Annotated in this window: 24 protein-coding genes and 2 tRNA genes; 5 read left to right on the plus strand and 21 right to left on the minus strand. The window is 36.2% G+C overall.

The window, feature by feature from the left end; genetic code table 11:
* Positions 1-7: 7 nt before the first annotated feature.
* Genes LB076_RS00675 through LB076_RS00725 form a run of 11 tightly spaced genes read right to left on the minus strand, consistent with a single transcriptional unit; the run spans position 8 to position 12,297 of the window.
* Positions 8-730, minus strand: a complete 723-nt coding sequence (locus LB076_RS00675; RefSeq protein ID WP_066336271.1) for a cell division protein FtsQ/DivIB — start codon at positions 728-730, stop codon at positions 8-10.
* Positions 717-2,066: a UDP-N-acetylmuramate--L-alanine ligase gene (murC, locus tag LB076_RS00680; RefSeq protein WP_066336432.1), complete on the minus strand. Its 1,350-nt coding sequence runs from the start codon at positions 2,064-2,066 to the stop codon at positions 717-719. The genes LB076_RS00675 and murC overlap by 14 nt, the downstream gene beginning before the upstream one ends.
* A gap of 23 nt (positions 2,067-2,089) precedes the next feature.
* The gene (gene murG / locus LB076_RS00685; RefSeq protein WP_066336269.1) at positions 2,090-3,181 is read right to left on the minus strand and encodes an undecaprenyldiphospho-muramoylpentapeptide beta-N-acetylglucosaminyltransferase; all 1,092 of its coding nucleotides are present in this window, start codon (positions 3,179-3,181) and stop codon (positions 2,090-2,092) included.
* 26 nt (positions 3,182-3,207) lie between these two features.
* Positions 3,208-4,527, minus strand: a complete 1,320-nt coding sequence (locus LB076_RS00690) for an FtsW/RodA/SpoVE family cell cycle protein (RefSeq protein ID WP_066336267.1) — start codon at positions 4,525-4,527, stop codon at positions 3,208-3,210.
* A gap of 35 nt (positions 4,528-4,562) precedes the next feature.
* Complete coding sequence (murD, locus tag LB076_RS00695) at positions 4,563-5,894, minus strand: UDP-N-acetylmuramoyl-L-alanine--D-glutamate ligase (protein WP_066336264.1); 1,332 nt, start codon at positions 5,892-5,894, stop codon at positions 4,563-4,565.
* A gap of 1 nt (position 5,895) precedes the next feature.
* Entirely contained in the window at positions 5,896-7,125 is a 1,230-nt protein-coding gene (gene mraY / locus LB076_RS00700) for a phospho-N-acetylmuramoyl-pentapeptide-transferase (protein WP_066336252.1), read from the minus strand.
* 6 nt (positions 7,126-7,131) lie between these two features.
* Positions 7,132-8,595, minus strand: coding sequence for a UDP-N-acetylmuramoyl-L-alanyl-D-glutamate--2,6-diaminopimelate ligase (locus tag LB076_RS00705; RefSeq protein ID WP_066336249.1), 1,464 nt, complete (start codon positions 8,593-8,595; stop codon positions 7,132-7,134).
* Positions 8,592-10,595 carry a penicillin-binding protein gene (locus tag LB076_RS00710; protein ID WP_066336247.1) on the minus strand — a complete coding sequence of 668 codons (2,004 nt, stop codon included), beginning with the start codon at positions 10,593-10,595 and terminating at the stop codon, positions 8,592-8,594. Before LB076_RS00710 ends, LB076_RS00705 begins: the two co-directional genes overlap by 4 nt.
* Entirely contained in the window at positions 10,586-10,933 is a 348-nt protein-coding gene (locus LB076_RS00715; RefSeq protein WP_066336429.1) for an FtsL-like putative cell division protein, read from the minus strand. The genes LB076_RS00710 and LB076_RS00715 overlap by 10 nt, the downstream gene beginning before the upstream one ends.
* Positions 10,934-10,940: 7 nt before the next feature.
* Positions 10,941-11,849, minus strand: coding sequence for a 16S rRNA (cytosine(1402)-N(4))-methyltransferase RsmH (gene rsmH, locus LB076_RS00720; protein WP_176699286.1), 909 nt, complete (start codon positions 11,847-11,849; stop codon positions 10,941-10,943).
* A complete protein-coding gene (locus LB076_RS00725) occupies positions 11,824-12,297 on the minus strand; it encodes a division/cell wall cluster transcriptional repressor MraZ (RefSeq protein WP_066336243.1) in 474 nt (157 codons plus the stop codon). Before LB076_RS00725 ends, rsmH begins: the two co-directional genes overlap by 26 nt.
* Positions 12,298-12,686: 389 nt before the next feature.
* Between LB076_RS00725 and LB076_RS00730 the strand changes: the two genes are divergently transcribed.
* Positions 12,687-13,451: an alpha/beta fold hydrolase gene (locus LB076_RS00730; RefSeq protein WP_066336238.1), complete on the plus strand. Its 765-nt coding sequence runs from the start codon at positions 12,687-12,689 to the stop codon at positions 13,449-13,451.
* A gap of 43 nt (positions 13,452-13,494) precedes the next feature.
* Positions 13,495-14,109, plus strand: a complete 615-nt coding sequence (yihA, locus tag LB076_RS00735) for a ribosome biogenesis GTP-binding protein YihA/YsxC (RefSeq protein ID WP_066336236.1) — start codon at positions 13,495-13,497, stop codon at positions 14,107-14,109.
* Between the two features lie 117 nt (positions 14,110-14,226).
* Here yihA and LB076_RS00740 read toward each other — a convergent pair whose 3' ends face one another.
* The 7 genes from LB076_RS00740 to LB076_RS00765 all read right to left on the minus strand — a co-directional run bounded on the left by LB076_RS00740 (position 14,227) and on the right by LB076_RS00765 (position 19,824).
* Positions 14,227-14,823, minus strand: a complete 597-nt coding sequence (locus tag LB076_RS00740; protein WP_066336232.1) for a phosphatase PAP2 family protein — start codon at positions 14,821-14,823, stop codon at positions 14,227-14,229.
* The gene (locus LB076_RS00745; RefSeq protein ID WP_066336230.1) at positions 14,823-15,149 is read right to left on the minus strand and encodes a Sec-independent protein translocase subunit TatA/TatB; all 327 of its coding nucleotides are present in this window, start codon (positions 15,147-15,149) and stop codon (positions 14,823-14,825) included. Before LB076_RS00745 ends, LB076_RS00740 begins: the two co-directional genes overlap by 1 nt.
* A gap of 109 nt (positions 15,150-15,258) precedes the next feature.
* On the minus strand, positions 15,259-17,499 hold the full coding sequence (locus LB076_RS00750; protein WP_066336228.1) for a M1 family metallopeptidase: 2,241 nt from the start codon (positions 17,497-17,499) through the stop codon (positions 15,259-15,261).
* Positions 17,500-17,564: 65 nt separating this feature from the next.
* Positions 17,565-18,068: a DUF6702 family protein gene (locus tag LB076_RS00755; protein ID WP_066336226.1), complete on the minus strand. Its 504-nt coding sequence runs from the start codon at positions 18,066-18,068 to the stop codon at positions 17,565-17,567.
* Positions 18,065-18,820, minus strand: coding sequence for a BamP family beta-barrel-assembly machinery protein (bamP, locus tag LB076_RS00760; RefSeq protein ID WP_066336224.1), 756 nt, complete (start codon positions 18,818-18,820; stop codon positions 18,065-18,067). The genes LB076_RS00755 and bamP overlap by 4 nt, the downstream gene beginning before the upstream one ends.
* Positions 18,821-18,901: 81 nt before the next feature.
* Positions 18,902-19,060, minus strand: a complete 159-nt coding sequence (locus LB076_RS13810) for a hypothetical protein (RefSeq protein WP_157776662.1) — start codon at positions 19,058-19,060, stop codon at positions 18,902-18,904.
* Positions 19,048-19,824 carry a carboxypeptidase-like regulatory domain-containing protein gene (locus LB076_RS00765; protein WP_066336221.1) on the minus strand — a complete coding sequence of 259 codons (777 nt, stop codon included), beginning with the start codon at positions 19,822-19,824 and terminating at the stop codon, positions 19,048-19,050. The genes LB076_RS13810 and LB076_RS00765 overlap by 13 nt, the downstream gene beginning before the upstream one ends.
* A 143-nt stretch (positions 19,825-19,967) precedes the next feature.
* Between LB076_RS00765 and pepE the strand changes: the two genes are divergently transcribed.
* Positions 19,968-20,675: a dipeptidase PepE gene (gene pepE / locus LB076_RS00770; RefSeq protein WP_078055303.1), complete on the plus strand. Its 708-nt coding sequence runs from the start codon at positions 19,968-19,970 to the stop codon at positions 20,673-20,675.
* A 38-nt stretch (positions 20,676-20,713) separates the two neighbouring features.
* On the opposite strand, the gene LB076_RS00775 is transcribed toward pepE, so the two are convergent.
* The 3 genes from LB076_RS00775 to LB076_RS00785 all read right to left on the minus strand — a co-directional run bounded on the left by LB076_RS00775 (position 20,714) and on the right by LB076_RS00785 (position 22,062).
* Positions 20,714-20,786, minus strand: a tRNA-Gly gene (locus LB076_RS00775).
* 133 nt (positions 20,787-20,919) lie between these two features.
* Positions 20,920-20,992, minus strand: a tRNA-Gly gene (locus tag LB076_RS00780).
* Positions 20,993-21,321: 329 nt separating this feature from the next.
* Positions 21,322-22,062 (minus strand): murein L,D-transpeptidase catalytic domain family protein, encoded by a 741-nt coding sequence (locus LB076_RS00785; protein ID WP_066336218.1) that lies wholly within the window; start codon positions 22,060-22,062, stop codon positions 21,322-21,324.
* Between the two features lie 259 nt (positions 22,063-22,321).
* On the opposite strand from LB076_RS00785, the gene gpmI reads away from it, so the two are divergent.
* Both gpmI and LB076_RS00795 read left to right on the plus strand, forming a co-directional pair.
* Positions 22,322-23,839: a 2,3-bisphosphoglycerate-independent phosphoglycerate mutase gene (gene gpmI / locus LB076_RS00790; RefSeq protein WP_066336215.1), complete on the plus strand. Its 1,518-nt coding sequence runs from the start codon at positions 22,322-22,324 to the stop codon at positions 23,837-23,839.
* Between the two features lie 104 nt (positions 23,840-23,943).
* Positions 23,944-24,621, plus strand: a complete 678-nt coding sequence (locus tag LB076_RS00795; protein WP_066336212.1) for a TetR/AcrR family transcriptional regulator — start codon at positions 23,944-23,946, stop codon at positions 24,619-24,621.

Below are 24,621 nucleotides of genomic sequence, written 5' to 3' on the forward strand. Positions count from 1 at the left end.
TATCTATTTATTTAGTGCAAACTACTTGTTTTGTAAATCTGAGATCAATTTTTTTATAGTTATATAACGAATTGTCTAAAACTGCTTTCTGAAAAAAAGCTTTGTAATCCTGAAATTTGCGTTCTACATTAACTGTAGTCCCAAAATCTATTTGATAATCAAAGTTTCTGTTAAACATTTTTAAACTCCCGTTAGGCATAATTTGAATGGCTATGATGTTTTTTTTTAAAAAATCATCGTCATAAATCCTGCGAAACAAATCCATTAATGCTTCGTTATTTTTTTTATTTATCACTCCCGAAACAAGCGGAACTCTTGCTGTAAAATTGTTAGACAACGGCATTTTGGTCCCTTTATAATCCATATAAAAGGAGTTATTTCCGTCCAAAACACGCACTATCGGAGTCTTTTGTATGACAACTGCCTTAAGCACGCCGTCAATACTCACAGACACCTCTGACTGCTCTATGCTATGGTTAGAGTTGAGTGCTTTTTCTAGCGTATTCAAATCTAAGCTAACTTTTTGGATAGCAGAAGCACTAGCTTTACTTTCTATCAACAATTTATTAACCACCTCTTTTTTCAAAAAAAGGGCATTATCTCCTTCAAAAACAACCACGGATTTGATGAGTTTTCTGTTTTCATTTCGCTTTGAAGTAAAGGAAAACAAAAAAAGCACCAGTACTACCATAAGCAATAACCTGCTGTTTGTCCAGTTAATCATTTTCATGTAATGCTTCTTTTATAATGCTTACTATTTCTCCTATATCTCCAGCTCCTATGGTTACAACAACTGCTGCATCACTGGCAAGAATTGTAGGCACTACTTCATTTTTTAAAATTATTTTTTTATCCTCATTGGTCATCTTATCTAATAACCAAGCAGAGGTAATTCCCTCTATAGGCAACTCCCTTGCTGGATAAATATCTAATAAAGCAACTTGGTCAAAATTAGAAAGACTCCTTGCAAAATCTTCGGCAAAATCTCTGGTCCTACTAAACAAGTGAGGCTGAAAAATCGCTAAGACTTTTTTGTCTGGATACAACTCTCTCACAGCTTGATGCACCGCATCAATCTCTGTGGGATGGTGTGCATAGTCATCAATATAAACCCTGTTTTTAGATTTATACTGGTACGAAAACCGTCTTTTTATTCCTTTAAATGACTGCAACGCTTTTGCAATAGCCTCGGTTGGGGTACCGAATGTTTTTGCCATAGCAATTGCCATCATGGCATTCATTAAATTATGCTTGCCTGGAAGTCCAAAACGAAAATCTTTTAGGATCTCAGTAGGTGTCTGGACATCAAACAGGTAAATTCCTTCTTCTATACGTATATTAAATGCTTTATAATCTGCTATTTGGTTTACTGCAACAGTTCTTCCTTTTAGGGGCAAATCATTGGTGATAAACAAGTTGTCTTTGGATGCTATCTTGGATGCAAAGGCTACAAAAGAGGCCTCAATGGCATCGCTCGTACCGTATATATCCAAGTGGTCTGCATCCATTGAGGTTACACACGCAATATCCGGGTGCAAATGTAAGAAAGAACGATCGAATTCATCGGCTTCTACCACAGTAATTTTTGTTCCATTACCAATTAAATTAGAATTATAATTCTCCACTACTCCTCCAATAAATGCAGTTACGTCAGCACCAGATTCATACAATATATGACCTAGAATTCCGGAGGTTGTTGTTTTGCCATGCGTTCCTGCAACGGCAAAGCAAAAGCTGTCTTTGGTTATCCAACCCAAAACCTCGGCTCTTTTTTGAACATAGTAGTGGTTTTGCAAAAAATAATTCCACTCTGTATGTGCCTTAGGTACCGCAGGAGTGGTAACCACCAAGGTAGTCTCTGCAGTAAAATTAACTGGAATCAAGGCTATATTGTCTTCAAAATGAATGGAAATCCCGCTTTGTACCAACGCATCGGTTAATGCGGTTGGTGTTTTATCATAACCCGCAACTTGCTTGCCGAGGTTTTTAAAATAACGCGCTAGGTTACTCATACCGATTCCACCGATTCCTATAAAATAAACGTGATGTATAGTGTCTAAATTCATTTTTGTTTGCATGTATACTTAATTTATTTTTGAAGCAGTTTTACTATTTCGGCAACAATCTCTTTGGTAGCATTTGGTTTAGCCAAAGCCTTGCAATTTTGACTCAATTGTTTTTGCTTGACGGAATCCAACAACAGTTCTTTAAAAACCAATGCAAATACCGCATCCAACTCGTGTTCTTTTACTATAATTGCGCCTTTTTGGCTGGCAATTGCCTGTGCGTTTTTGGTTTGATGGTCTTCGGCTACATTAGGAGAAGGAATAAAAATCACTGGTTTTCCTACGATACATAGTTCTGATACCGAGGAAGCTCCTGCTCTAGAGATAATAATATCTGCTGCTGCATAGACATAATCCATTTTTTCAATAAACGGAACTACCTGTACGTTGGTGCCATTGTGTTTTTTGTATTCTTCAAAATACAGCGTACCACACTGCCAAATTACTTGCACATTTTGAGATAAAATGGTCGGTAATTCTTTTTCTAATAATTGATTTATTCGTCTAGAACCTAAACTTCCACCAAGCACTAGCAAGGTTTTTTTGCTAGTATCTAAAGCAAAGTAAGCAGATGCTGCTTCTCTTTTTTGGGTTATTGCAATTAAATCTTGACGAACAGGGTTGCCCGTTAAACGAATTTTTTCTTTTACAAAAAAACGTTCTAAATTTTCATAGGCAACACATATTATGTTTGCTTTTTTGCCTAAAAGCTTGTTTGTTATTCCTGGATACGAATTTTGCTCTTGTATAACGGTCGGAATATTCATCATCGCTGCCATTTGCAATAGCGGCCCACTGGCAAAACCTCCTGTTCCGATAACTACATTGGGCTGAAATTCTCTAATAATTTTTCTTGATTTCCATAAGCTATCCAATAGTTTGAATGGAAACATGGCGTTTTTTAAATTGATTTGACGTTGCAAGCCAGAGATCCACAAGCCTTTTATGGCATATCCAGCTTGGGGCACTTTTTGCATTTCCATTTTGTCTTGAGCGCCTACAAATAAAAATGTAGCGTCCGGAAAACGCAGTTTTAATTCATTGGCAATAGCAATGGCTGGATAGATATGCCCTCCTGTGCCGCCGCCGCTTAATATGAATTTGTATTTTGCCATCTTAATTTTGTTGTTCTTAATTCTATTTATTTTCCAAAAACCGCTTCCATAGGGTTTGCTGCTTTGTCTTCTATGGAGTGGGTTTGTTCTAAATTACCATCTCCATCTTGTTCTGGAACATCTTCTAATTCACTTGCTAGTTGCTGGTCTATCACTCTCTGTAGTGCTTCTTCTCTTTTGGCAGCTTCTTTTTGTTCTTCTATAATTTCGTCCTCTTTTTTGGTAACGCTTATAATTATTCCTAATGCAAAGCAGGTCATCCAAATAGAACTACCTCCACTACTAATCAAAGGTAAGGTTTGTCCGGTTACTGGCAATAATTCTACTGCAACTGCCATATTAATCATAGCCTGAAATATCATAGGAAAACCAAGCCCCACTACTACTAACTTACCAAAAAGCGTGCTTGCTTTGTGAGAAGCTATAACAAATCTAAAAAAGAGTAACAGATACAACCCTAAAACTCCTAAACCGCCAATTAAGCCATATTCTTCGACAATTATGGCATAAATAAAATCCGAAGAAGATTGAGGCAAAAAGTTCTTTTGCACACTTTTTCCTGGGCCAAGGCCGTAAATTTTGCCCGAAGCAATGGCTATTTTTGCTTTTTCAATCTGATAATCGTCTTCATCTGGTTTGTCAGTGGTAAAATTCTCTATCCTGCTGCCCCAAGTACTTACTCTGCTAAAGAATCTAGAATCTGGAAATGCTTTGGCAATCAAAATAAAAAAAGCAAACAATACGATTGCAGAACCAATTATTAAAGCCGTAAATTTTATGGGATACTTACCCACAAACACCAACATAATTACCATCGAAAAAATAAGTGCCGTGGTAGAGAAGTTGGCGGGCAAAATCATAGCTAATGTAACAAACACCGGCCCCCAAAGCTCTTTTAATGAAGCTTTAAAATCTATTGGCTCGGATCTGTTTTTAGACAAATACCTAGCCACATACAAAAACAACACCAGGGATGCCAATGTAGAGGTTTGAAACGTAATTCCTACAAAAGGTATTTGGATCCAGCGGCTTGCATTTGCTCCTGCAATAACGGTTCCTTTGACTAAGGTGTAGGCCAACAAGAGCCATACAACTGGCAAGGCAATTTTAGATATTCCTCTAAAATAATGGTAGGGTATTTTATGTACTAAATAAATAATCAAAAAACCAATACATATATGCGCTAGGTGCTTGACTAAGTAGCCTAACGTATTACCTGTTCCGTGCCCCAAGTAGGCTAAATTGCTACTGGCACTAAAAACAGGCATAAAAGAAAACAGTGCTAATAAGGCCACAAATGACCAAATAACCTTGTCTCCTTTTAAATTTTTAATTAGTTGTTTCATTTTTTATTTTAAAAATTTAGATTACAAATCTAAAATTATAAATTTTGTACTGCTTGTTTGAATTGGTTCCCTCGGTCTTCGTAGTTTTCAAACAAATCAAAACTAGCACAGGCTGGCGATAACAAAACGGCATCTCCTTTTTCGGTCAATCGTTGTGCCAATTTTACGGCATCTTGCATGGTATTTGCTTCAATCATAACGTCTACAACGGTGCCAAATGCGTCAATTATTTTTTTGTTATCGATACCTAAACAAACAATTGCTTTTACTTTTTCGCGCACTAAAGACATTAGCTCGTTATAATCGTTTCCTTTGTCTACGCCTCCTACTATCCATACTGTTGGCGCATTCATGCTATCTAATGCAAAGAAGGTAGCGTTTACATTGGTAGCTTTGGAATCATTAATATATTGTACGTTCTGTATTTTAAGCACATTCTCTAAACGGTGCTCCACTCCTTGAAAATTAGATAAACTCTCTCGGATTGTTGCTTTTCTAATTTGCATCAATTTTGCTACAGATGTTGCCGCCATTGCATTTTTCATATTATGTTTACCCTCTAAGGCAATCGTCTCTGTTTCTATTGTAAAATCGTCTTGATTTATTGCTACTTTCATGATGTTGTCTTTTATATAGGCGCCTTCTTCAAAGGTTTTTGTTAATGAAAAAGGAATTAATTTTGCTCTTGTTTTATTGTTTTGTAACCATGTGGTGATGGCTGGATCATCGGCGTCATAAATCAGATAATCTTCTTCGGTTTGGTTTTTGGTTATTCTAAACTTTGAATCAATATAGTTTTCATATTTATATTCGTACCGATCCAAATGATCCGGACTAATATTGGTTATTATGGCTATATGTGGCTTATAATCGATAATGCCGTCTAGCTGAAAACTGCTTAATTCTAAAACATAGGAATCATAATTAGCCTCGGCTACTTGCCATGCAAAACTCTTTCCTATATTTCCTGCCAAACCTACATTTAAACCTGCGGATTGTAACAAGTGGTATGCCAGCATGGTTGTGGTAGTTTTGCCGTTGCTACCCGTAATTCCAATTGTGGTTGCTTTTGTAAAAGGAGCTGCAAATTCTATTTCAGAAATCACAGGAATACCTTGGGCAACTAGCTTTTTTACAATTGCTACTTTTTCTGGAATACCAGGGCTTTTCATCACCACGGTAGCGTTTAGAATTTTAGCTTCGGTATGCTGCTCTTCTTCCCATTCTATTGCATTATCGGTAAGAACTTGTTTGTAGCTATCTTTTATTTTTCCAAAATCCGACACAAAAACTTCGTATCCTTTTTGCTGACCCAAAATAGCGGTTCCAACACCACTTTCTCCTGCTCCTAAGACTACTAATCTCATATTATCTTAATTTTAGTGTAACAATGGATAGGATGGCCAACATGATGGCAACAATCCAAAACCGAGTGACAATCTTGCTTTCATGATAGCCTTTCTTTTGATAATGATGGTGCAAGGGAGACATTAAAAATATTCTTCGTCCTTCTCCAAAGCGTTTTTTGGTATATTTAAAATAACTTACTTGTAGCACTACGGATAAATTTTCTACCAGAAAAATCCCACACAATAACGGAATCAACATTTCTTTTCTTACTGCAATGGCCAGAACGGCAATAATTCCTCCAATGGTTAAACTACCGGTATCTCCCATAAAAACCGAAGCTGGATAGGAGTTGTACCACAAAAACCCAATTAAAGCCCCTACAAATGCCGCAATAAATACGGTCATTTCGCCAGAATTAGGAATGTACATGATATTTAAGTAATTGGAAAAAATAATATTTCCAGAGACAAAAGTAAAAATCCCCAATGCCAAAACAGATACAGCAGATGTTCCTGCTGCTAAACCATCGATACCATCGGTAAGGTTGGCACCATTTGAAACAGCAGTGATAATAAAAATAACTATCGGTATAAAAACCAACCAAGCCCATTTTTGGTATCCTTCTCCGGTCCAGGCTACTAATTCTGCGTAGTCAAATTCGTTATTTTTAAAAAACGGAATGGTGGTTGCTGTAGATTTTTCTTCGACTGGAGCAGGACTAATAACATAGCCTGAAGTTACTTTAAAAACATCTGTTTTGCCGGTATCTGTCCTAACGGTTACTCCTGGATGAAAATACAGTACCGTACCTACAATTAAACCCAAGCCTACTTGTCCAAATACCTTAAAAATTCCTTTAAGCCCTTGTTTGTCTTTTTTAAAAATCTTGATATAATCATCTACAAATCCAATGGTTCCCATCCAGAGTGTGGTTACAATTAACAAAACAATATAAATGTTATGTAATTTTGCAAACAATAAAACCGGAACTAGCGTGGCAAAAATAATGATCAAACCTCCCATGGTAGGTGTGCCTGCTTTTTCATTTTGTCCGGCCAATCCTAACTCTCTAACGGTTTCACCTACTTGTTGGTTTTGTAAAAACCGAATGATTCTTTTTCCATAAATGGTAGATAACAGCAAGGAAAGCATAAATGCTATTGCAGATCTAAAGGTGATGTACTGAAATACTCCAGCTCCAGATAGATTTAATATTTTGTCTAAATATTCAAATAAATAATACAGCATGTTTTACTATTTATGTAGTTGTTCTAAAATTTCTTTTACTAGTTGCATGTCGTCAAAATCGTGGCGTATGCCCTTAATTTCTTGATAGGTTTCGTGTCCTTTGCCGGCAATTAAAATAATATCTTTGGGTTGCGCTAATTGGCATGCGGTTTTGATGGCTTGTTTTCGGTCCGTAATGGTCAGTATTTTTTTATAATTTTGAGCTGCAACTCCTGTTTCCATTTCTTGAATAATAGCCTCTGGATCTTCTTCCCTAGGGTTGTCCGAAGTCAGTATTGCTTTATCACTTAACTCTGAGGCAATACCAGCCATAATAGGCCGTTTTGCTTTATCTCTATTTCCGCCACAACCCACTACGGTGATCAATTGTTCGTTATGGGTACGGATATCTTGAATTGTTTTTAAGACGTTCTCTAATGCATCCGGCGTGTGTGCATAATCAATGATGGCCGTGATATTGCTATCCGAAACAACATATTCAAACCTTCCAGATACACTCTCTAAATTGGATAACAACCGAAGGGTTTCTAGTCCCTCTAACCCTAAAGCTAAGGCGGTGCCGTAGATCGCTAAAACATTATAAGCATTAAAACTGCCTATGAGCTTGACCCAAACTTCATTGGAGTTTATTTTTAATAACAAACCAGACAATTGATTTTCAAGTATTTGTGCCTTATAATCTGCATAGGTTTTTAGGGCGTAGGTGCTTTTTTGGGCTACCGTGTTTTGTAACATTACGGCTCCATTTTTGTCATCTATATTGGATAATGCAAAAGCGGATTTAGGTAAATTATCAAAAAAAGACTTTTTTACGTCTCTATATTCTGCAAAAGTAGGATGGTAATCTAAATGATCGTGGGATAGATTCGTGAAAACCCCTCCTGTAAAATGAAGTGCTTCGGTTCTTTGTTGGTGTATTCCGTGGGAACTCACTTCCATAAAACAATAAGCAACTCCTTTGGCAACCATTTCGTGCAAATAATGGTTGATAGTAATGGAGTCTGGTGTGGTATGTGTGGCTTTATATTCTTGGGTATCTACCATGATTTTTACCGTAGACAACAAACCTACTTTGTAACCCGCTTTTTGAAACAATTGGTATAATAACGATGCTACAGTGGTTTTGCCATTAGTACCTGTGATGCCTACTAGTTTTAATTTCCCGGAAGGGTTACCAAAATAATTAGCTGCCATATAGGCCAACGCTTTATTGGTGTCTTTTACCTTTATGTAAGTAATACCCTGCTCTAGTTTTTGGGAGAGTGTATCACAAATTATAGTTTTGGCTCCTAACGCAATGGCTTTTGAAATAAAATCGTGCCCGTTAGATACTGTCCCTCTAATGGCTACAAAAACATCGTTTGGCACTATTTTTCTGGAGTCAAATTCTATTTTATTGACTGCAATATCTGTAGCACCGTTTACGGCTTCAATGGCTACTTTGTATAATATGTCTTTAAGTACTATCACAATAATTCGAGTATTATGGTTTTGTTGTTTATAGCTCCTTGATCTGTAGCATTAGATTGCGTTTTGACTTTTCCGATCCCTTTGGTTTTTACGTTAAATCCTAAGTTTTCTAATAATGCAATTGCATCCATGCCTGGCATCCCTTTAACATTAGGAATGCGTTTTTTGGATTTTTGTAATGCCGTGTAATATGCATTATAGCTTTTATCTTGCTTTACTATTTTTTTGTTTAAATCTGTTATTTCATTGGTAGACGGGGCATCTGTGAAGATTTTTTGTGCAATTCTTTTAAAAACGGGCCCAGCAACACCTGCTCCATAAAAATCTCCTTTGGCCGTACTTGGTTTATGAACCACTACAATACAGGAGTATTTAGGATGATCTGCTGGAAAATAACCCACAAAAGAAGAGGCATAATACATTCCGGCACCGTTACGTTTGCCATAGTTTACTTGTGCTGTTCCGGTTTTGCCTGCCATCGAAAAATCTTTGGAATACAACTTGGATGCAGTTCCTTTTTTGACCACATTAGCAAGGACTACTTTTAATTTTTTGATGGTCTCTGGTGAGCATATCCGGGGGTTTATTACTTCGGTGTCTACCTTTAAAATGGTTTTATTCCATTCTTTGATTTCCGAAATAAATTGTGGCTTTACCATAACGCCATTATTTGCTACTGCATTATAAAACGCCAAGGTTTGCATCGGTGTTATAGAAACTCCATAGCCAAATGCCATCCATGGTAGAGAAATAGTATTCCAAGATTTATCTTCAGGTTGGGGTATATACGGCCTTCCTTCTCCTTCAAAATCCATTTTTAATTTTTTGTTTAATCCGTAAGAATTTATGTGGTCTACAAATTGAGCTGGATTATCCTTATAGTTTTGATAGACCGCTTGAACCATTACCGTATTGGAGGATAATTCAAAACCTCTTGCCAAAGAAATTTTGCCGTAACCGCCTTTACGAGAATCTCGAACTGCTTTTCCAGAATACCTAATTTCGCCCCCAAAGGTGTTATAAACCGTGCTGGTATCTACTAACTTGTCTTCCAAAAGTGCCATCATGTCCACTAACTTAAACGTGGAACCTGGTTCATGAGATTCTGCTACGGCATAGTTGGTGGTTTCGTAGTAGCTGCCGTCACTTGCTCTTCCTAAATTAGAAATAGCTTTTACTTTTCCGGTTTCGGTTTCCATAACCACAACACAACCATGGTCTGCCTCAAATTCTTGCAACTGCTTCAATAAAGCATGGTGCGCAATGTCTTGAATGTATACATCTATGGTAGAGATTACATCATACCCATCTTGAGGATCTACCTCGTTAACATCTCGTATGGGTTTCCATTGTCCTTTGGCAATTTTTTGCTTAAGAATTTTCCCATCTTTGCCATTTAAATATTTTCGGTAAGCCCACTCAATGCCTTTTCCGTCCAAAACTCCGTTGGAATTCAGGCGTTCATAACCAATGGTTCTTTCGGCTATTTTGCCTATCGGATGCTCTCTTACGGTTTTTTGCTCCACTATAATGCCACCTTTATAGGCTCCAAGCTTAAATAGTGGAAAACTTTTTATTTTGATATAATCCGTATAACTCAAATTGCGCGAAATCAAATAATATCTATTGTTATTTGCTCTAGCTTTTCGTAATTCATTTTGGTAATGGCTGCTTGGTTTGTTTAAAAAACGAGCCAAGGAGTCGGATAACGGCCCTATGTTTTTCTCAAATACGGCTGCTTTGGGCGCCACGGCATCAAAACGTATTTCGTAATTAGGGATAGAGGTGGCTAACAGACTACCATCAGCAGAATAAATATTTCCTTTATTGGCTGGAATAACAAAATTCTTGACGGTTCTTTCTTTGGCTAATTTTCTATAATAGGCCCCTTCAACCCACTGGATGTTAGTTAATTTCACAGCAATGCCTATTGCCATCAAAAAGACTGCAAATGCAACTAGATAAATTCTGTAGGATATATGTTTATCTTCTACTGCCATATTTTTTTTAAAAAACTCTTTTCTTCTTCTTTTTTTACTTTAATTTTTACTGGAGGAACCGTGGCCGGAAAAATGTTTTTTACAATCATTTTTTGAGAAACCGTAGACTCCATCCGTAACTTCATTAATTGAGAACGACGGTCCACAAATTCAGAACGCAATTCTTTCACCTCATTGGTTAGCGCTGCAATTCTAAATACTTTTTGCTCAAAGCGCTGCGTATTTGCAATCATTATAATTGCCAAGAGAATAATAAAAACAATAAAACGCCAATTTTTGATTGCATCATCGTCAATCAAAAATTTTGCTTTTAGTATGTCATACACTCCTGTTTTCATTACGGCATTATATTTTTTTGGCAATTCTTAATTTTGCACTACGGGCTCTATTGTTTGTTTTTATTTCTTCGGGACTAGGTATAATTAGTTTACCGATGGTTTTAAAAGGAACCGAAAAATTACCAAAAAAGTCTCTCTCTGGTTCTCCCTCAAACAACCCATTTTTCATAAATCGTTTTACCAACCTATCCTCTAAAGAATGGTAAGAGATAACGCTCAACCTGCCTTCGGGGTTTAAAATCTCTAAGGATTGCTCTAAAAATTCTTTTAAAACATCCATTTCTTGATTTACTTCAATCCTGATGGCTTGATAAATTTGGGCCAATATTTTATTTCTTACTTTCTCTGGCAGGTATTTTGCCAAAACCTCTTTTAGCTCGTCTGTGGTTTTAATTGGGCATAGTTCTCGAGATGCAATAATAGTTCTTGCAAGAGCAGGTGCACTTTTTAACTCGCCATAATCCAGAAATACTCTTCTTAGATTTTCGTCATCGTATTCGTTGACAACTTTATAGGCGTTTAAATTGTTTTTCTGACTCATTCTCATGTCTAGTTCTGCATCAAAACGAGTAGAAAACCCTCTTTCTGGAACATCAAATTGATGGGAAGAAACGCCTAAATCACCTAATATTCCGTCTACACTTTTTATGCCATTAAAACGTAAAAATCGTTTTAAATGCCTAAAATTTTCATTTATTAGCACAAAACGTTCGTCCGCAAGAGCGTTAGCCAAGGCATCTTCGTCTTGATCAAAAGCAAACAATTTGCCCTCCGGCCCTAGCCTTCTTAAAATTTCTTTAGAGTGTCCTCCACCTCCAAAAGTTACATCTACATACACACCATTGGGCTTAATATCTAAGCCATCTACGGATTCTTGAAGTAAAACTGGATTATGATATTCCATTGTCATCGTCATTTAAATTTCCCATTACATCTTCTGCTAAATCAGCAAAATCTAGATCTTCGCCACTTATTGATTTTTCGTACAAATCTTTGTCCCAAATCTCTACGATAGTAACCGCCGATGAAAAAACCACCTCTTTGGCAATACTTCCAAAAAGCATCAAATCCTTAGGCACTAACAACCTGCCTAAAGAGTCTATTTCTACAATTTTTACCCCAGCAGTAAACCGACGAATAAAATCATTGTTTTTTTTAACAAAGCGATTGAGTTTGTTTATTTTTTGCATCATTACATTCCATTCTTCCATAGGATACAACTCCAAACAAGGCTGAAACACCGAACGCTTCAAGACAAATCCGTCTTGAAGTGAAGCTGCCAACTGCTTTTTAAGGGGTGCGGGCAACAAAACCCTCCCTTTTGCATCGACCTTACATTCGTATGTACCAACAATTGAGTTCAAAAGAATAATTTATAAAATGATTGAGGCAAAAATATGAAATTTTTACCACTATTTACCACTATATCCCACTTTGTTGATAAGTTTACCCACATTACAATCAAAACCCTTAATTTTTGGACAATCAACTACTTAACTCCGAATTGGCTTAAGTGTAAGAATATTCACAGTACTCAAAAAGGAGTCAAAAACACCAGTCCTTTTTGAAGCCACAAAGGGTGTTTTAAAGCCTTGCTAAAATTTAAAAAAAGAGCCAACATAGAACTATTAAATGCTTTAGAGACTCAAAGAGCCCAAAATCGAAAATAATCTGTTTAAAAAAAGTTAGCAAAAATTCATTTTAATGTATTAAATCCTATATTTGTCAAAATTGAAAATTCGGATTTTAACACATGGAAAAAAACTATAAAAAAGAAGGTAAATACAGCTATTATGAAGCTGGCGAAGGAACGCCTATTGTAATTTTACACGGTCTGATGGGAGGGCTAAGTAATTTTGATGCTGTAGCTAGTTACTTTTCTGAAAAAGGGTATAAAATAGTTATTCCAGACTTACCAATTTACACCCAGAATATCTTAAAGACTAATGTCAAAAGTTTTGCTAAATACGTCAAAGATTTTATTACTTTTAAAGGATTTGATAACGTAATCCTTTTAGGAAACTCCTTAGGAGGACATATTGCATTGTACCATACCAAAATGTATCCCGAAAAAGTAATTGGTTTAGTAATTACTGGTAGCTCCGGGTTGTACGAGAGTGCCATGGGGGACAGTTATCCCAAAAGGGGCGATTATGAATACATCAAAAAGAAAGCAGAAGATGTTTTTTATGACCCTAAGGTAGCCACACCAGAACTCATCGACGAAGTATATGCCTCTGTGAATGACCGCATAAAATTAATTAAAACCCTTACAATTGCCAAGAGTGCCATACGCCACAACATGGCTAAAGACCTGCCTAACATGAAGGTTCCCACGTGTATCATCTGGGGCAAAAATGACAAAGTAACTCCTCCGGATGTGGCCGAAGAGTTCAACAAACTGCTTCCTAATTCTAGTTTATACTGGATCGATAAATGTGGTCATGCCGCAATGATGGAACAACCCGAAGAGTTTAATAGACTACTGGAAGAGTGGTTAACTACAACCAATTTATAAGCATTTTTTTAGAAAAAAAAGAAAGGCCTCAAAAAATAAAAATATGAAAATCAATACTGCCGAATTTGTAATTAGCAATTCTGATGTTACTAAATGTCCCAAAGATTTTTTGCCAGAATACGCATTTATAGGTAGGTCCAATGTAGGAAAGTCTTCCTTGATAAACATGTTGACCAATCACAAAAAATTAGCAAAAACATCCGGAAGACCCGGAAAAACGCAGTTAATAAATCATTTTTTAATCAATAACAATTGGTTTTTGGTAGATTTGCCAGGTTATGGCTATGCTAAGGTATCCAAAAAAACCAAATCTGTATTCCAACAATTTATCACGGATTATTTTGAAACCAGACAACAGCTTGTTTGCGCCTTTGTACTGATCGATATCAGACACGAAGCCCAAGGAATCGATATTGAGTTTATGTCTTACATGGGAGAGAGCGAAATTCCGTTTTGTATTATTTTTACAAAAGCAGACAAAATTAGTAGAGTAAAAATTGACTCGCATATTGCTTCGTACAAAAAGAATATGTTTGCCAACAATTGGGCCGAAATGCCCCATTATTTTGTCACCTCAGCAACAGAATCTATTGGCAAAGAAGAGCTTTTAAGCTACATTGACGAAGTTAACCAAGAGGTGTTTAAAAACAAACAATAATTTTTTAAACAAAATTAAAAACAAAAAAACTAGTAGAATTTCCTGTTAAAGGTTTGTTCTACTAGTTTTTTTTAGGCTAAAAAGTAATTCAAAACAAGGTCTTTCACTCCTTAATTATTAATTTACTGGATTACCGTTGTGTTTGGAAACAGCCTTTGGAAAGTATTTTTTTTGTAAATTTTGAAACAACCAAAAAGCCAAACAACCGGATGTTGCCCCAAAAAGGTAGCCCGTCAGAATATCTACCGGATAGTGTAATCCTAAATAAATACGGCTGTAAGCAAACACTAAAGACCATAAAAACAATACATAAGCGTATTTAAAATAATGTTTGATATTGTGGTAAATAAATACAGAAACCGCCATACTTGTTGCTGCGTGACCCGAAAAGAAACTGTAAGAACTCCTGGATTGAACAATCCTGATACTGTCTTTGATAACTGGATTGTTGCATGGGCGCAAACGCTGAAATCCGTTTTTAAATAAATTGGTTACTTGGTCTGAAAAAGTTATTAAAACTGCTATTGCAAGCAACAGATACAAGGTTTGTTTTATACCTAATTTTTTAAGCATAAGGTATAACAACACCAAAAATAACGGAGTCCAATTAAGTTGTCTAGTAATTCGCAACCACAACCAATCATATGTACTAGAGCCGAGCCCATTGAGATAAATAAATAATTGTGTATCTAGGGATAGTAATTGTTCTAGCATTACATGTTGCGTTTTACAGGTCCTGTCACTTCTTGGATGTCTTCTTTTACTTTATTGGCCTGAATTATAGAATCTCCTAAGAGATCCTCTTTTACTTTACTAATTTCAGAATGTATATTTCCGCTCATATCCGACAAGGATTTAGCGTCTAAACCATTAGACTCGGCTCCTTTTTGTATCTCGCTCTTGATATCATTTGTTGCATGCTTTAGCTGTGCCATCGCTTTTCCCATAGTACGAGCCATTTCTGGAACTTTGTCGGAACCAAAAAGCATTAACACAATAAACATAATGAAAACTAATTCTCCTCCTCCTATGCCAAACATAATTTTTACTTTTTATTATCGCAAAGATATTAATTTTTGAATGCTTCTGTTTTAAATTGATCACAAAAAAAAGACCCAATTAAGTGTCTTTTTTTTTGTAGAATTCTATTTAATCAAATTTAGATTTTAGCGATTCTTTAGGCCATGTATTGTTAGTTAGATCAATATCTGCTGTTTCTAATTCTGGGTCTAACTGGATTTTTTTAATAGCCTTTTCGGTAGCATATACCTTTACGGCATTTTGGTTGTTTTTTCTCCAAATCTGGGCTGGATATTTAAAATTTTCAACCGTATCGTCTTCATAGGTAATAGCAACAAGTATAGGCATTAACATTCCTCCTGGTTTGTTATAAGTTACTTGATAAAAATACTTTGGTGTTTTAAAGGCATCTTTTTCTGTATCCGAAACAGTAGCAACATATTCTGCCAACAGGGTTACATCTTCTATTTTTAATGCTTTTTTATCTCTAGCACGCAGTTCTTTATTATCTTCTTCAACCAAATAAACAAAAGGGCCTTTTTCTAGATCAAAACGGCCTTTTTTAACCCGACTGTTTTTTAATTCTTGAGTAGGAGTTTCTGTAACGTAGTATTGCTTTACATTACTAATACCAATATCTACCACATCTGTGGAATAAAACCAGCCTCTAAAAAACCAGTCCAAATCTACCCCGGAGGCATCTTCCATGGTTCTAAAGAAATCCTCTGGCGTAGGATGTTTAAATTTCCAACGGTTAGCATATACCTTAAATGCATGGTCAAATAATTCTCTGCCCATGATGGTTTCTCTTAGAATATTTAGACCCGTTGCTGGTTTGGCGTAGGCATTATTCCCAAATTGAATGATCCCTTCCGAGTTAGACATAATTGGTTCTAAAAATTTTTGATCCCCACTCATGTAAGGCACAATTTTTCTGGCAGGACCTCTTCTGGAAGGAAAATTGGTTCCTAACTCCACTTCTGCCATGTATTCCATAAAGGAATTTAAACCCTCGTCCATCCAAGTCCATTGTCGCTCGTCTGAGTTTACAATCATAGGAAAAAAGTTGTGTCCCACCTCATGGATTACTACTCCAATCATAGCGTTCTTGATTTGCTCGCTGGTATTTCCGTTTTCATCAGGACGACCAAAGTTCCAACAAATCATAGGATATTCCATTCCTTGGTCTGCCGCAGATACCGATACAGCCTTAGGATATGGATAGTCAAAGGTATGTGCTGAATAACTTTTTAGGGTATGCGCTACGGTTCTTGTGGAGGTTTCTTCCCATAATGGGTTTGCTTCTTTAGGATACACCGAAGCAGCCATAACTACCTTATCGTTTAGCTGTACTGCCATGGCGTCATAAATAAATTTTCTGGAGGTTGCAATACCAAAGTCACGAACATTTTTGGCACTAAACTTCCAGGTTTTTTTCTTATCCGAAAAGCCTTTTTCGGCTATTTCGGCTTCTTGTTGGGTAACTATAATTACTGGTTTGTCAAATGTTTTTTGAGCCAATTCGTATCTTTTTAGTTGTGCAGCTGTAAACACCTCACTCCTATTGGTCAGTTCTCCGGTTGCCTCCATGACATGATCTGCTGGTACAGTGATATTTACATCAAAATTACCGAATGGTAAAGCAAACTCTCCACCACCCCAAAACTGCATGTTCTGCCATCCTTCTACATCATTATATACTGCCATTCTGGGATAAAATTGCGCTATAACATACAATCTATTGCCTTCTTTCTCGAAGAGTTCATAACCAGAACGCCCGCCTTCAGTTTGGTAATTATTGATATTATACCACCATTTTATTGCAAAAGAAATGCTAGTTCCTGGCTTTAATGGACTTGCTAAATTGATACGCATCATGGTGTGGTTGATGGTATAGGATAAAGGAGCTCCTTTAGCGTCTTTTACGTGTTCTATAACAAAACCACGTTCCAATTCTTTTTTTAGAAATTTGTCGGCAAAATTACTTGGCGGAAAAGTTTGTTCCATTTTTTCGCTCTCCGCCAAAGGAGTCTGAGAGTCTTTAGCCATTTGATTTTGATCTAACTGCACCCACAAATACTCTAAACTATCCGGCGAATTATTATAATAGGTAACGGTCTCAGAGCCATGAAGTTTTGCATTTTTATCATCTAACTCAATATCCATTTTATAATCCGCTTGTTGCTGATAGTACGCAGGTCCAGGGGCTCCAGAAGCCGTACGAAACATATTAGGGGTAGCCAATAAATCATACATTTGGCTAAATTTGTTGGTATCATACCTTCCGGACTGGGCCGTGTTTGCGGTGGTTGCTTTTTCTTGGGCGATTAATAGTACCGGAAAAAGTAATAAAAGAGTGATTTTCTTCATGCTAAGAATTCAAAATTATTTAAGTGCGTGAAAATACTGTTTTTGTACAAAACAGCCATACCAATTTAAAGTTTTAACATCTGCCTAGCATTGGATGCTGTAAAAAGATGGCTTTGCTTGTCTCCAAAGCCTGTAAAGTGAACTATATTTTGTTGTTCTGATTCCAAATCCATTAAAACCGCATTATACACCTCTAGACTCTTTATCTTCCGAAGATCTTTAATACTAAGATAGCAAACTAATACATCACTGGCTACTTCTTTGTTCAAAAAATGCATCGGTTGCGCTACGCCATTTACTTTTATTACCAACTTTTCAGAAAGGTATTTTTGGAGCAAGGCTACTTCTTGGGGAGTTTCTTTTGGAGTCCCCAAATGGGTAGAAATTTGGTATTTTTTTTCTAATGCTTTGTTTATATCATCCAAAAAAATACGACTCGTGATTTGAAGCATTTTTTTATCCGAAGCATAATTTATTTGGTAAATACCCATATAAAACTTGTGCGCCGCAAAGGAAGTGAGTGCCAACACAGAAAAAAGCACCAATACGGTTAGGGTTGTTTTTTTCATTCTTCAAAAGTACGTATGGTTTTAAAATCTTTGTTTTTGGAGACCAAAAAATCCATTAACAAAAACCGATCTTCTGGCTCTAAAAATTCTCTAGACTGCTTATCTTCGGATGCATACCACAAAAACAAATCTATTTCGTCTTTATTTAATTTCAGATCTCTTTCAAAAAACAACGGATCAAAATTAATTTTTACATATTGTGAAAAAGCAATATCGTTGAGTGTTTCGGCTTGTATTTTGGATTCTTTTTTAAGAATTTTTTTAATTTCTTTAAAAATACGCACAAAATCCATACCCAATTCTATGCTCCCATCAGAAGGCATTGCACTATTTTTGGGAGAAGATTTTTGGTCCTCAAAATATTTTTTATCTACAAAACGTTGGGAGCTCCCGCTTAACGCATTAACTTTTAACCTATTAGAAACCACTACTTCTTCGAGCTCATTATTGGCTATATTTAAAGACACCCGAAAACTTTTTTCTAGACAATTAGCCGCCGTTAAAACCAACTTTTTAGGTTCAAAAGTCACGCTAGTAAACACCAATACATCTTTTGGCTGGGCCAAAAGATCAAAAAAACCGTCTGTGGTTATATTGGTTCTAGTTTGGGCAGTAATGTTAATAACATAGCCGTTTTCTGGCGCAATAGAAGCATTAACTACCTGCCCGTGCAAAGGTTTTCTGTTGTCGGCTTGTGCAAAGCTCATTTGAAAACATAACAGTAAAACACCAATTTTAAGTACTCTTTTCATCTTTATTTATTTTATTCTATTTTTTGATCAAAAACCTATTACAAACCACCTGAATTTTTTGTTTTTATCTACAAAAACATTTTAAAAAACACTAGTTTGTTGTAAAGTTACAGGTTTTAGAACCAAAAAAGCCAAAAGAGCAATTTGTTTTACAAAAAGAAAAAAATTTCTGAAGCTTTCCCAGATGCTTTCTTTTAGAGGTTTTGACTCACAAGCATCTTGTTTAGTTAATCCTGACATGCAATTATTTTTTGGTACTCTACCGCCAGCTCTCCTAATAAAAAGGTGGTTATGGTAGTGTTTTTTTGCTCCAAAATAATGGTGAATTTAGTGTTTTCTACAGCAAAGTACTGAAATCCTTTTACATACTCTACCGGAATATGCAGTTTATGCACAAAATGATTGGTATCAAATAGCGTTTGGAGCAGCTTTAAATAGTGCTCTTTTTTTTCTACTTCCAGTTCTTTTTTTAACATAGCAGTTCGTCCAGACAAAAGATTAAACAAAGCATCTGCACTAACAGAACCACCTGCCATGGAACCTACATCAGGGGTTGGATCTAATCCGGTTGCTGTTTTTAATCGTCTCTGAGCAGGAGTATACTTTTTTTGTTTATCGGATACAATCCCTAAAGCCACAGCATTAATATTGTTATAGGTTTTTATAACTACTTCATCTAAGTGCTGCACCTCAGGAACCATCTTAACCAAAAGCTTTGTAGTGACAAAATTGGCATCTGCCAACAAAATCGAAACTTTTTTATATCCCATTGCCGAAAACAACAACGTTTCGCCTAGAGTAGCCTCGATCTCAAAATCTCCACTTGAGTTGGCTACAACTGCTTTTTCGGTTTGCAAATGGATTACATAAACCCCATCAATAGGCACTGCATGTACATCTGTAACCGTTCCTTTTATTTTAAGTACGGTTTTTTCTTGCGCAAAAACATTTATGGCAAGCAAAACAAACAAAAAAATAAACTTTATCTTAGTAGTATCACGCATATAGGGGTATGAGTGGGCAAAAATACCCTATTGTATTCCAAATTAATTACCAAATACTTGGTAAATAATTGTTAATAAAAAAAATCCAACCCAGCATAATGCCTTCGGATTGCATACCTTTAGATCCTAAAATTTATTTTGAGATGAAAAATATAATCATTGCCAGTACTTCTACCCTGCACGCAGGAGGCTACTTAGAATACCTATTACCAGAGTTGAGCAACCATTTTAAGGATTGCAAAACAGTGCTTTTTATCCCTTATGCAAGACCTAGCGGCATTAGTCACGAACAATATACTGCAAATGCAGCCTTGGCTTTTGCCAAAATTAATATTGCCATAAAAGGAATTCATGAATTTGAGGATGCAGCTATGGCTATCAAAAATGCTCAAGGCATATTTACCGGCGGAGGCAATACTTTTTTATTAGTCCAGCAATTATACCAATATAATATAATGCACGTTTTAGCAGATACGGTTAGCAGCGGAACTCCGTATCTAGGCACTAGCGCAGGGAGCGTAATTTGTGGTTTGAGCATGCAAAACACCAATGACATGCCTATTATATACCCACCTAATTTTCAGACTTTAGGTTTAATTCCGTTTAATATCAATGCGCATTATTTAGATCCCGATACCCAATCCCAACATATGGGAGAAACTCGCGAAACAAGACTTAAAGAATTTCATGTTTTTAATACCATTCCGGTATTGGGATTACGAGAAGGTAGCTGGCTAGAAGTCAAAGCAGGCAAAATCATTTTAAGAGGTGGCCTAAAAGCACGCCTTTTTGAGGCAAACCAAACACCTACAGAACTAGAGAATAACAGCGACTTGAGTAGTCTTAAATAAAAAAAGCCGAAACAAATACATGTTTCGGCTTTTTAATGAGCGAAAGACGAGGCTCGAACTCGCGACAACCAGCTTGGAAGGCTGGAGCTCTACCAACTGAGCTACTTTCGCATTAACAGGGTGCAAATATACAAACTTTTTTTATTTTAATGCAAATTTTTTCTAAAAAAAATAAATAAAAAAAACACATTGCCCTCTATAATACGAGAAAACCGAAACAAATCTGTTTCGGTTTTCTTTAAAGAGCGAAAGACGAGGCTCGAACTCGCGACAACCAGCTTGGAAGGCTGGAGCTCTACCAACTGAGCTACTTTCGCATTACTGTGGTGCAAATATACTCATAAATTAAACTTAGAAACAAATTTTTCAGCAAAAAAATTTACTTAAAAATCACTTTATTTTCTAATCTATTTAAAATTAAAACATTACAATTGTATATTTTTAGCTTTCTCAAACTCTATTTTACTTACCAATTGTATTATTTAGGTATTTTTCTCTAGTTTTAGTGGGGCTGTTAGCCATAAAAACTATTTTTAAAATGGTTTGCTACCTAAACTAATACCAAATTAATGGTTCTAAACAACCAAAAGCCAATTTTACACTAGTATAAAATTGGCTTTTGGGCTACAATGTGTAGGTTTAGCAATTATGAAATCAATTGGGATGCTATTTTATAGGTATTGGATGGATAGTAAATAAACAAACAAGATTTATCTTTAATTGTTTGTATAATTTGATTGGTCAAAGCAACCGGAATAGCAGGACAACCTAGGCTTCTGCCCAAACGGCTGTTGTTTTTAATAAAATGCTCCGATACATAATCCGCACCATGTATAACCACTGCTCGGTCTCTTGCGTTGCTATTAATGCCTTTTTCTAAACCATCTAATCGTAGTGACTTTCCGTGTTTGCCTACATAAATCTCGCCTGTGGCATAAAACCCTAAGCTACTCTTAAAAGAAGACGAAGCATTAGAAAAACTAGAGGCATACTCCTGCCCTGTGTTTTTGCCGTGAGCAACTAAGGTATTAAATAAAACGGTATTGGTTTTAAGATCAATCACCCACAACCTATTGGAATTGGAAGACATGCTAAAATCAATTACGGTCAAAACCTCTTTATGTACCAAACCTTGTTCTTTGAGCTGTTGGAATCCTTTTAACGCTTTGGCAAAAACTTCTAATTTGGGCAAAACAAAGCTATTGGAGTCCAAACTTTTGTAAACAATTTCTTCCTTTGTTTCTAAGGGTTTTGTAGTAACGGCTGCAAATTCTGTAGGTTTAGAATTTTGGGCGGGTTTAAAATTTTTTGCTTCAGTAGTTACTAAATTGGTTTGGAATACTAAAAAAAGCATCCACGCTAGTGCTGGAATAAAAGTATAATTCATTGAGGCTAATTAGGTTAAAAGATGATTTGGAATGGTAAAGTTATAAAACATATTGCTAATATTATAATTTTGAAGTCAAAAAAAACAATATTCTATTTATTTTTAAAATTATTTCTTACAAAAACCATATTCTGTATTGTTATTCAACGTCTTAACTTTAGTTTTCGGCCAAAAAACTGCTGTTTTCAGGACTCAATAAGCCTCTTTTTACGTTAAGAAGATTTATAAATACGTTATCTTTGTTCAAAATTAAACCGATATGAACAAAAAAGTTATACTACTGATTTTGGACGGTTGGGGCAACTCTCCGGACCCTAAAGTTTCTGCTATAGATCATGCCAATATCCCTTTTATAAAAAGCCTTTACCGAAACTATCCCAGTGCAGAATTACGTACCGATGGACTACATGTTGGACTTCCTGAAGGACAAATGGGCAACAGCGAAGTAGGCCACATGAATTTAGGTGCTGGACGTATTGTTTACCAAGATTTAGCCAAAATAAATTTGGCAGTAGCCAATAAAACACTAGCACAGGAGCAAGTGCTTAAGGACGCTTTTCAATACGCTAAGGACAACCACAAAAAAGTTCACTTTTTAGGATTGGTTTCGGATGGCGGCGTACATTCGCATAGCGCACACCTTCGGGGGTTGCTTGATGCCACACAAGATTATGGGTTGCAAAACGTATTTGTGCACGCATTTACAGACGGTCGAGATGTGGATCCTAAATCGGGTAAAAAATACATCCAAGACTTAGAGAATTATATGGCTACTACCTCCGCAAAATTAGCCTCTGTTGTGGGGCGTTATTATGCAATGGATAGAGACAAACGCTGGGAAAGAATTAAACTAGCCTATGACTTATTGGTAAACGGTATTGGAACCCACTCCAAAAACGCCATTGTTAGTATTGAACAAAGCTATCAAAACGAAATTACGGATGAGTTTATAAAACCCATAGTAATGGTAGACGAAGACAACCAACCCGTTGCAACTATACAAAAAGACGATGTGGTGGTTTTTTTTAATTTCAGAACCGATAGAGGCCGAGAACTAACAGAGGCTTTGTCTCAACAGGATTTTCATGAACAAAACATGCACCAATTACCGCTGTATTACGTCACATTAACCAATTATGACGAAACCTACAAAAATATACACGTTGTTTATAACAAAGACAACCTTACAGAAACTCTCGGAGAGGTTTTAGAAAAAAACCACAAAACCCAAATTAGAATTGCCGAAACAGAAAAGTATCCACACGTTACTTTTTTCTTTTCTGGAGGTAGAGAAATACCTTTTAGAGGAGAACATCGAATATTAAAAAACTCCCCGAAAGTAGCCACCTACGATCTACAACCCGAAATGAGTGCCTACGAACTCACCGAAGCATTGGTGCCTGAATTAGAAAAAGAAAACGTAGATTTTGTATGTTTAAACTTTGCCAATGGAGACATGGTAGGCCATACCGGAATTATGGAAGCTGCCATCAAAGCCTGCGAAACAGTAGACCAATGCGTACAAAAAGTGGTAACCACAGCACTAGCCCACCAATACACTACCCTAGTGATTGCCGACCACGGCAATTGCGAAACCATGCTAAATCCGGATGGTAGTCCCAACACAGCGCACACCACAAATCCGGTACCGGTTATACTAGTAGATCCAGATATAAAAACAATACATAATGGTGTACTTGGAGATATTGCACCAACCATATTAGAACTAATGGGACTACAAAAACCGCTGGTTATGACCCAACATTCCTTATTATAAGATCACATGCCTAATCAAAACTATCCTTCGGGATGGTTTTTTTTTATGTAAAAATATTGTTTATAATAGTATTACTATTATATTTGTATAAAGTTATATTAATTATGAAAGATTTAATTGCAACCATCAAAATTCAGGTCAACCAAAAGATCTATGTAAAAGATCCCGAAACCTCTCTTTTGGGCAAAAAAATAATTCAAGAAAGTATTTTATTGATTGATACCATTGGTTTTGAAAATTTTACTTTCAAAAAATTAGGAGAAAAGATACAGTCTAACGAAAGTTCTATTTATAGGTATTTTGAAAACAAACACAAACTAATGCTGTACCTCAGCTCTTGGTATTGGAGCTGGATGGAGTATAAATTATTTTTTGCTACCAACAACATTGCAGATCCGTTTGAAAAACTAAAAAAAGCCATCACTATTGTCACCGAAAAAATTGAAGACGATACGGCCACAAAACACATCAACCAATCTGTTTTGAACAAAATAATTATATCCGAATTTACCAAAACACTTCTCACCAAAGAAGTAGATGAAGAAAATAAAGAAGGCTTTTTTTTGATATACAAACGCGTAATTAACCGCATTATTGATTTAATTATTGCCGTAAATCCAGAATACCCCTTTTCTAAAAGCCTAGCCTCTAACATCATTGAAGGCGCTTTGCACCAGCACTTTTTAAAAAACCATCTAAAAACCATCACTAGCTGTAACCAACAAATTAGCCCAACAGACTTTTATATTCATCTTGTGACCACCGTTCTAAAAAACAACTAA

The sequence above is a fragment of the Flavobacterium crassostreae genome (assembly GCF_001831475.1).
Taxonomy (GTDB): domain Bacteria; phylum Bacteroidota; class Bacteroidia; order Flavobacteriales; family Flavobacteriaceae; genus Flavobacterium; species Flavobacterium crassostreae.

Excerpts from the sequence above, each read along its gene's own strand:
- LB076_RS00675 (WP_066336271.1), bottom strand. The coding sequence starts at position 730 with ATGAAAATGATTAACTGGACAAACAGCAGGTTATTGCTTATGGTAGTA.
- murC (WP_066336432.1), bottom strand. The coding sequence starts at position 2,066 with ATGAATTTAGACACTATACATCACGTTTATTTTATAGGAATCGGTGGA.
- murG (WP_066336269.1), bottom strand. The coding sequence starts at position 3,181 with ATGGCAAAATACAAATTCATATTAAGCGGCGGCGGCACAGGAGGGCAT.
- LB076_RS00690 (WP_066336267.1), bottom strand. The coding sequence starts at position 4,527 with ATGAAACAACTAATTAAAAATTTAAAAGGAGACAAGGTTATTTGGTCA.
- murD (WP_066336264.1), bottom strand. The coding sequence starts at position 5,894 with ATGAGATTAGTAGTCTTAGGAGCAGGAGAAAGTGGTGTTGGAACCGCT.
- mraY (WP_066336252.1), bottom strand. The coding sequence starts at position 7,125 with ATGCTGTATTATTTATTTGAATATTTAGACAAAATATTAAATCTATCT.
- LB076_RS00710 (WP_066336247.1), bottom strand. The coding sequence starts at position 10,595 with ATGGCAGTAGAAGATAAACATATATCCTACAGAATTTATCTAGTTGCA.
- LB076_RS00715 (WP_066336429.1), bottom strand. The coding sequence starts at position 10,933 with ATGAAAACAGGAGTGTATGACATACTAAAAGCAAAATTTTTGATTGAC.
- rsmH (WP_176699286.1), bottom strand. The coding sequence starts at position 11,849 with ATGACGATGACAATGGAATATCATAATCCAGTTTTACTTCAAGAATCC.
- LB076_RS00730 (WP_066336238.1), top strand. The coding sequence starts at position 12,687 with ATGGAAAAAAACTATAAAAAAGAAGGTAAATACAGCTATTATGAAGCT.
- yihA (WP_066336236.1), top strand. The coding sequence starts at position 13,495 with ATGAAAATCAATACTGCCGAATTTGTAATTAGCAATTCTGATGTTACT.
- LB076_RS00740 (WP_066336232.1), bottom strand. The coding sequence starts at position 14,823 with ATGCTAGAACAATTACTATCCCTAGATACACAATTATTTATTTATCTC.
- LB076_RS00745 (WP_066336230.1), bottom strand. The coding sequence starts at position 15,149 with ATGTTTGGCATAGGAGGAGGAGAATTAGTTTTCATTATGTTTATTGTG.
- LB076_RS00750 (WP_066336228.1), bottom strand. The coding sequence starts at position 17,499 with ATGAAGAAAATCACTCTTTTATTACTTTTTCCGGTACTATTAATCGCC.
- LB076_RS00755 (WP_066336226.1), bottom strand. The coding sequence starts at position 18,068 with ATGAAAAAAACAACCCTAACCGTATTGGTGCTTTTTTCTGTGTTGGCA.
- bamP (WP_066336224.1), bottom strand. The coding sequence starts at position 18,820 with ATGAAAAGAGTACTTAAAATTGGTGTTTTACTGTTATGTTTTCAAATG.
- LB076_RS13810 (WP_157776662.1), bottom strand. The coding sequence starts at position 19,060 with ATGTCAGGATTAACTAAACAAGATGCTTGTGAGTCAAAACCTCTAAAA.
- LB076_RS00765 (WP_066336221.1), bottom strand. The coding sequence starts at position 19,824 with ATGCGTGATACTACTAAGATAAAGTTTATTTTTTTGTTTGTTTTGCTT.
- pepE (WP_078055303.1), top strand. The coding sequence starts at position 19,968 with ATGAAAAATATAATCATTGCCAGTACTTCTACCCTGCACGCAGGAGGC.
- LB076_RS00785 (WP_066336218.1), bottom strand. The coding sequence starts at position 22,062 with ATGAATTATACTTTTATTCCAGCACTAGCGTGGATGCTTTTTTTAGTA.
- gpmI (WP_066336215.1), top strand. The coding sequence starts at position 22,322 with ATGAACAAAAAAGTTATACTACTGATTTTGGACGGTTGGGGCAACTCT.
- LB076_RS00795 (WP_066336212.1), top strand. The coding sequence starts at position 23,944 with ATGAAAGATTTAATTGCAACCATCAAAATTCAGGTCAACCAAAAGATC.